The 7,083-nt window shown below is 66.3% G+C and carries 5 protein-coding genes and 1 pseudogene; all 6 read left to right on the top strand.

From position 1 onward, the window contains the following. A pseudogene (locus NN5_RS23500) lies at positions 1 to 517 on the top strand (tRNA pseudouridine(55) synthase TruB); the annotation flags it as partial. A gap of 5 nt (positions 518 to 522) precedes the next feature. After that, the gene (rpsO, locus tag NN5_RS23505; RefSeq protein ID WP_067738955.1) at positions 523 to 792 is read left to right on the top strand and encodes a 30S ribosomal protein S15; all 270 of its coding nucleotides are present in this window, start codon (positions 523 to 525) and stop codon (positions 790 to 792) included. Positions 793 to 972: 180 nt separating this feature from the next. Next, a complete protein-coding gene (gene pnp, locus NN5_RS23510; protein ID WP_067738958.1) occupies positions 973 to 3,255 on the top strand; it encodes a polyribonucleotide nucleotidyltransferase in 2,283 nt (760 codons plus the stop codon). A gap of 206 nt (positions 3,256 to 3,461) precedes the next feature. Next, positions 3,462 to 5,597 (top strand): PA5441 family protein, encoded by a 2,136-nt coding sequence (locus NN5_RS23515; RefSeq protein ID WP_157081305.1) that lies wholly within the window; start codon positions 3,462 to 3,464, stop codon positions 5,595 to 5,597. A gap of 25 nt (positions 5,598 to 5,622) precedes the next feature. After that, the gene (locus tag NN5_RS23520; RefSeq protein ID WP_245656679.1) at positions 5,623 to 6,456 is read left to right on the top strand and encodes a DUF3142 domain-containing protein; all 834 of its coding nucleotides are present in this window, start codon (positions 5,623 to 5,625) and stop codon (positions 6,454 to 6,456) included. Between the two features lie 119 nt (positions 6,457 to 6,575). Continuing rightward, a complete protein-coding gene (locus NN5_RS23525; protein WP_067738963.1) occupies positions 6,576 to 7,037 on the top strand; it encodes a hypothetical protein in 462 nt (153 codons plus the stop codon). Positions 7,038 to 7,083 lie beyond the last annotated feature (46 nt).

Consider the following 7,083-nt stretch of genomic DNA (forward strand, 5'->3'; position numbering starts at 1 on the left):
CGCGCGAAGCGTGGTGGAGGGGGATGGCGCGGATTTCCCCTCCACCACGACGCCTGCGGCGTCGCGGTCCCCCTCCCCGAGCGAGCTCGGGGAGGAACTGGAGGACATCACCTTCCGTGCCCATGTCTCCAAGGGCACCTACATCCGCTCTCTTGCGCGGGACATCGCTCATGCGCTGGGGACATGCGGGACTGTCACCATGCTCCGCCGCGTCAAGGCCGGGCCGTTCGACCTGTCCCATGCGATTTCGCTGGACAAATTGAACGAAACGGGTAAGGGCGCGCCTCTTGAACACGTAATCTTGCCGCTGGAGGCGGGGCTGGACGACATCCCGGCCATCGACCTCAGTCCGGAGCAGGCAAGGGCGGTCCGACAGGGCCGCGTTCTGACCGGGCTGCCCCAGGAAGACGGGCTGCATTGGGCGCGCGAAGGAAAAGTTCCAGTCGCGCTGATGGAGCTTTCGGGCGGAGAAGCCCGCGTCGTCAGGGGGTTCAACCTTTCCGATGTCGCGGAGTAGAATGAATGTCGGTTACCGCAGAAAAGAAGCAGGAAATCATCGCTGACAACGCCCGCGCCGCTGGCGACACGGGTTCGCCGGAAGTGCAGGTCGCTATCCTCACCAGCCGGATTGTCACGCTGACCGAACACTTCAAGAAGCACCACAAGGACAACCATTCGCGTCGCGGTCTGCTGGCCATGGTCAACAAGCGCCGCTCGCTGCTCGACTACCTCAAGAAGAAGGATGTCGCGCGGTACAACGCCCTGATCCAAAAGCTCGGTCTGCGTAAGTAAGACTGACCTGGAGGCGGCCCCTAGCGGGCCGCTTCTTGTATCCGGGCCAACCTATTCAGGTATCCTCGCAATCCGGCGAGGGGCCTAGGGGCCGCAACAGGCCTCGCACCGGACCGGGACGGTATCCCCGGCAGTAAACCCCGCTGCGCAATAGGGCCGGCGGGTCTGAGGAAACTCTCTATGTTCGACGTCAAAACCGTATCGATGGAGTGGGGCGGAAAGACCCTCACTCTGGAAACCGGCCGCGTTGCCCGTCAGGCTGACGGCGCGGTCCTCGCCACGTATGGCGAAACTGTAGTGCTGTGCGCTGTCACGGCCGCCAAGTCGGTGAAGGAAGGCCAGGACTTCTTCCCGCTGACTGTCCACTACCAGGAAAAGTTCTCGGCTGCCGGCCGTATCCCCGGCGGCTTCTTCAAGCGTGAACGCGGCGCGACCGAAAAGGAAACGCTGACCAGCCGCCTGATCGACCGTCCGGTGCGCCCGCTGTTCCCGGAAGGCTTCTACAACGAGATCAACGTCATCGCCCAGGTCATGAGCTATGACGGCGAGACCGAGCCCGATATCGTCGCGATGATCGCCGCTTCGGCTGCGCTCACCATTTCGGGCGTGCCCTTCATGGGCCCGATCGGCGCTTGCCGCGTCGGCTTCGTCGATGGCGAATACACCCTGAACCCGAAGCAGGAAGCTGCGCTGGCCGACGGCCGCCTCGACCTCGTTGTCGCCGCCACCGGCGATGCCGTGATGATGGTGGAATCGGAAGCCAAGGAGCTGACCGAGGAAGAGATGCTCGGCGCTGTCATGTTCGCGCATGACGAGTCGCGCAAGGTCGTCGACCTCATCATCCAGCTTGCCGAAAAGGCCGCCAAGGAACCTTGGGAAATCGACCTGTCGGACAATACGGCCGACATCAAGGCGAAGCTCAAGAAGGCCGTCGGCAAGGACGTTGCCGCTGCCTACAAGCTGACCGACAAGTCCGCCCGCTCGAACGCGCTCAACGAAGCGCGCGCCAAGGCCAAGGAAGCTTTCGCCGACGCCGAGCCGCAGACCCAGATGGTCGCCATCAAGACCATGAAGAAGCTCGAAGCGGAAATCGTGCGCACCGCCATCCTCAAGGACGGCCAGCGCATCGACGGCCGCACGCTCACGCAGGTCCGCCCGATCGAAGCGATGGTCGGCTTCCTGCCGCGCACCCATGGTTCGGCGCTGTTCACCCGCGGTGAAACGCAGACCATCTGCACCACCACGCTGGGCACCAAGGACGCCGAGCAGATGATCGACGGTCTCGACGGCCTGTCGTACTCGTCGTTCATGCTGCACTACAACTTCCCGCCCTACTCGGTCGGTGAAGTGGGCCGCTTCGGCGCGCCGGGCCGCCGCGAAGTCGGCCACGGCAAGCTGGCATGGCGCGCGCTGCACCCGGTGCTGCCCGCCAAGGAAGACTTCCCTTACACTATCCGCGTCCTGTCGGACGTGACGGAATCGAACGGTTCCTCGTCGATGGCGACCGTCTGCGGCGGCTGCCTCTCGATGATGGACGCGGGCGTTCCGATCGCGCGTCCGGTCTCGGGCATCGCCATGGGCCTGATCCTCGAAGGCGACGAGTTCGCCGTCCTCTCGGACATTCTGGGCGACGAGGATCACCTCGGCGACATGGACTTCAAGGTGGCCGGCACCGAAGCGGGCATCACCTCGCTCCAGATGGACATCAAGATCGCCGGCATCACCAAGGAAATCATGGCCAAGGCTCTTGAGCAGGCCAAGGGCGGCCGCGCTCACATCCTGGGTGAAATGACCAAGGCTCTGGGTTCGGCCCGTACCGAGCTTTCGGCTCACGCGCCGCGCATCGAGACGATCCAGATCGACAAGTCGAAGATCCGCGACGTCATCGGCACCGGCGGCAAGGTGATCCGCGAGATCGTTGCCGAGACCGGCGCCAAGGTCGACATCGACGATGAAGGCGTGATCAAGATCTCCTCGTCCGACATCAACCAGATCGAGGCTGCCAAGGCCTGGATCCAGGGCATCGTCGAAGAGCCCGAGGTCGGCAAGATCTACAACGGCAAGGTCGTCAACATCGTCGACTTCGGCGCTTTCGTGAACTTCATGGGTGGCAAGGACGGCCTCGTCCACGTCTCCGAAATGAAGAACGAGCGCGTCGAGAAGCCGACCGATGTCGTCAAGGAAGGCCAGGAAGTGAAGGTCAAGGTCCTCGAGATCGACAATCGCGGCAAGGTCCGCCTGTCGATGCGCGTGGTTGACCAGGAAACCGGCGAAGAGCTGGAAGACACCCGTCCGCCCAAGGCTCCGCGCGAACCCAGAGGTGATCGTGAAGGCGGGCGCGAAGGCGGCCGTGGCGGCGATCGCCGTGGTCCCCGTGGCGGTGGCCGTGATCGCGGTCCGCGCCGTGAGCGCAGCGAAGGCGGCGATCCGAACCACATGCCGGCCTTCCTCAAGGAAGACTGACCGGCGAGGCCGGTCAGCGGCCTCAAGGAAGACTGACCCTCGCCTTGTGCGAGACAGCGAAGGGGCTGCGCTACGGCGCGGCCCCTTTTCCTTTGCGTGCGCAGTTGTTCGGCGAGCTTGTTCAGGGAGGGGGCACCGCCACCCGCCACACCCTTGCAATTTATCCCGCGCAACGGAACAACAGCCGGGCAGCAACGAGGTGGGCGATGAAGCGAGAGGTCCTGGCAAGGGCACTGACGGGGACACTGACAGGGGCGGCAGGTCTGGTGCTGGCCGCGTGGCCGCAATTGGCCGGCGCCAGCGGAGACTTCGGCTGCTATCCGAGCTGGCGGCTGGGCCTGCCCGATTACGAATGCGCGGGCACTGCCGTGATCGGTCCGCGCAACGATACGCGGATCAATCTCGCCTGGCTGCTGCGCGAGCGGGCGGGGCTGTCGGCACCGGGGCAGCTTGCCTATCCCGGAAGCGACTGGGAAAACAGCGGCTACGGCCACGTCTTCCTGAGCTGGGACACGATGCAATCGGCCTTCTGGCCCCGGCCCGATACGCAGGTTGACGAGGAGAGCGCCGCCTATTCCGGCTCGCGCTGCCAGACGCTGGACAGCGGCGGCGAGGCGTTCCGTGCGGCGCTGGCCGCCAGCAAGGGGCTGAAATCCGGCGAACGCGAGACGCTTTCCGATGCGCGCGATCTGGTCAAGGCGGCCTGCGATGGCGACAAGGGCGCAGCCGAATGGCCCGCGGACGTGAAGAGCGGGACCGGCCTTGCCTTCCTGGCCTACCTGCAAGGCGCCCGCGCTTTCTATGCTGAGGATTTCGCGACGGCCCGCGCCCGGTTCGCCGCTCTGGCCAAGGCCGGGGACCCGTGGCTTGCCGAAACTGCCCGCTACATGACCGCCCGCACCGAACTGGCCGCCGCGCAGACCGGGGCATTCGACGAGTGGGGCTTCTACGACAATGCCAAGGCCGACAAGACCGCGGCGCAGCGCGGACAGGCGGCGCTGGCGGATTATCTCTCGGCCTATCCCGGCGGGCGCTACGCGGCATCGGCGCAGGGGCTGGAACGCCGCGCTGCCTGGTTGATGGGCGAGAGCCTGCCGCTCGCGCGGGCCTATTCGGGATTGCTGGCGAAGCAGCCGCAACCGGATGCGGCCACGCCGGGGCTGATGGAGGAAGTGGACAACAAGCTGTTCTTCGGCGCCGGCCTCACGGACATGGCCGATGCTCCGCTGCTGCTGGCCACCTGGGACTTGTTGCGGCTGCGGCAGGGCGATCCGGATCTGGCCGAATACCGCCCCAGGCCGCTCACGGCGGAAGAGCTGGCGGCGCAGGCGCCTGTCTTCGCGAAGGAGCCCGGCCTCTACACTTTCCTGCAGGCCAGCCAGGCCTTCTACGCGGCGAAGGATTACCGCCGGGTCCTCACCCTGATCCCTGACGATGCGCGCCGCGCCGCCTACACGCCGCTGGCCTTCAGCCGCCAGATGCTGCGCGGCCTTGCGCTGGAGGCGCTGGGCGACCGCAATGCCGCGGGTTTCTGGCAGGAGCTTTCGGGCGGTGCGCACGATCTCTACCAGCATCCGGCCGTCGAGCTGGCCCTGGCGATGAACTGGGAACGGCACGGCGCCCTGGCCAAGGTCTTCGCCGCAGGCAGTCCGGTGACGGAGCCGGATATCCGCGCCCGGCTGCTCGAACGGGTCGCGCCGCCTGCCTTGCTGCGCCAGCAGGCGGGCGCAGGCCGGTCCGCTCTGGAGCGCGAGACCGCGCTGTTCATGCTGCTCTACAAGGAACTGTCGCGCGGCCGCTATCAGGACTTCGGCAAGGATCTGGCCCTGGTTCCGGCCAGTGCCGGGAGCGATGGCTGGATCGGCGGCTGGAACGACGACAGCGATCACAAGGTGCCGCTTGCCCTGTTCACCAAGGGGCGCTGGCAGGCGGGCTATGCCTGCGCCGCGCTGGCGCGCACGGCAGCGACGCTGGCGGTCAACCCGGCGGATGTGAAGGCGCGACTGTGCCTGGCCGAATTCTACCGGCTCAACGGCTTCGATGATTACCTAGTTGGCGGCGGCGGGCCTGCCGCGGACCAGTTGGGCGGCACGCCGGACCTGTTCCCCGGCACGCCGGTGACGCGCGCCGGTCTCTATGCGGGCGTGCTGGCCGCGCGAGGCGCTTCGGCGGAGGATACCGCTTATGCGCTTTACCGCTCGGTCCGGTGCTATGCGCCGAGCGGCGGCAATTCCTGCGGCGGCGAAGGCGTGCCGCTGGCGCAGCGCAAGGCATGGTTCCAGCGGCTCAAGCGCGAATATCCGAAGAGCCAATGGGCCATCGCTCTCAAGTATTACTGGTAATACCATGACACGCTGATCGGAACTCATGGCCCGTTCTTTCGTCATTGCGAACCCGCAGGGTGAAGCCATCCAGGGCGGTTCGCGCCGGCACTGGATGGCCGCGCCGGCTTCGCCTCCTCGCAATGACGAAGGAAAGGGACGAGAGTCATCGGATATAAGCCGCCGCGCGCTTCTGGCGGGCGCCGCGGGCGGCGTGCTGGTGCTGGCCGGATGCCGCCGGGGTGAGAGCGTCGTCGATCCGCGCGATTACGATGCGTTCTTCCTTTGGGCAGGCGTGCGGGCGCCGGAGTGGCTGGGGCGTGCGCGCACGGTCTATCTGCTGGCCGGCGAAGTGCGCCGCGCCGATCGCGGCCGCTTCGTGCCGCTGCGCGCCTTGCCGCATGTGGCAGGCCCCGAAGTGTGGTTCGTGGTGCGTGTCGAGCGGCTCGACTGGGAGGAGGGCGTCACGGCCGCGATCCTGCAGCGGCTGGCGCAATGGGAGGCGGCGGGCAACCGGCTGGCCGGGCTGCAGATCGATTTCGATGCGGCGACCCATGGGCTGTCAGGCTATGCCCGCTTCCTGCACGATCTGCGCGCGCGCCTGCCGCGTAAATGGCGACTTTCGATCACCGGGCTGATGGACTGGAGCGCGGGCGGCGATCCGCAAGGGCTGGCCGCGCTCGCCGGGGCGGTCGACGAGATCGTGGTGCAGACTTATCAGGGGCGGCGCACGATCCCCGGCTACGAAAGCTACCTGCGCTCGCTGCGGCGGCTGGGCATGGCCTATCGCATTGCCCTTGTCGAAGGCGGCCAGTGGTCCGCGCCGGAGGGACTGGAACAGGATCGCCATTTCAAGGGCTACGTCGTGTTCCTCGTTTAGGTCCCAGGCGGCCGGGGCTCTTCACGATTGGCCGCACGCATGTCTCGTTTCGAGAACGGAAGTGCGATCGGCCCGCGCGCCTGATTGACCGCGCCGCCGCTGCCGATCATGGTTGCCAAATGATTAAGCGACTCCTTGCCCTCTCGCCCCTGCTGCTCGCCATTCTTCCCGCCGCCGCCGAGGCGCGGCCGCAGGACTATGCCGAGGGGCAGGTCTGGCAATATGCCACCCGCGCGCAGGATGCCGGTTCGCTGGTGAAGATCCAGCGCATCGAGATGAAGGACGGCCGCCCGGTCTATCACGTCAGCGTGGTCGGCGCGCACTTTGCCGGCGTGCCGGAGGAAGGCGTGCTGGAGCATCTGCCGGTTTCGGAGGAAACGCTCGATGCCAGCGTGATCCGGCAAGTGCCGGCGACGCCCGCCTTCGCCGGTATCGCGATCGATGCGGATATTGCCGAATGGCACGCCCAGAATGGCGGCGTGCTCAGCGGTTCGCTGGCGCAAGTGCTCAACAATGTCGATGTCATGCTCTCGGCACAGGCCGAGCCCGTCTTGCGCTCGGCCTCGACTGTGAACAGCTAGTCACCTGAAACAGAAGTTCGTATCATTATCCCCGTCATCCCCGCGG

The sequence above is a fragment of the Novosphingobium naphthalenivorans NBRC 102051 genome (genome assembly GCF_001590985.1).
Taxonomy (GTDB): Bacteria; Pseudomonadota; Alphaproteobacteria; order Sphingomonadales; family Sphingomonadaceae; genus Novosphingobium; species Novosphingobium naphthalenivorans.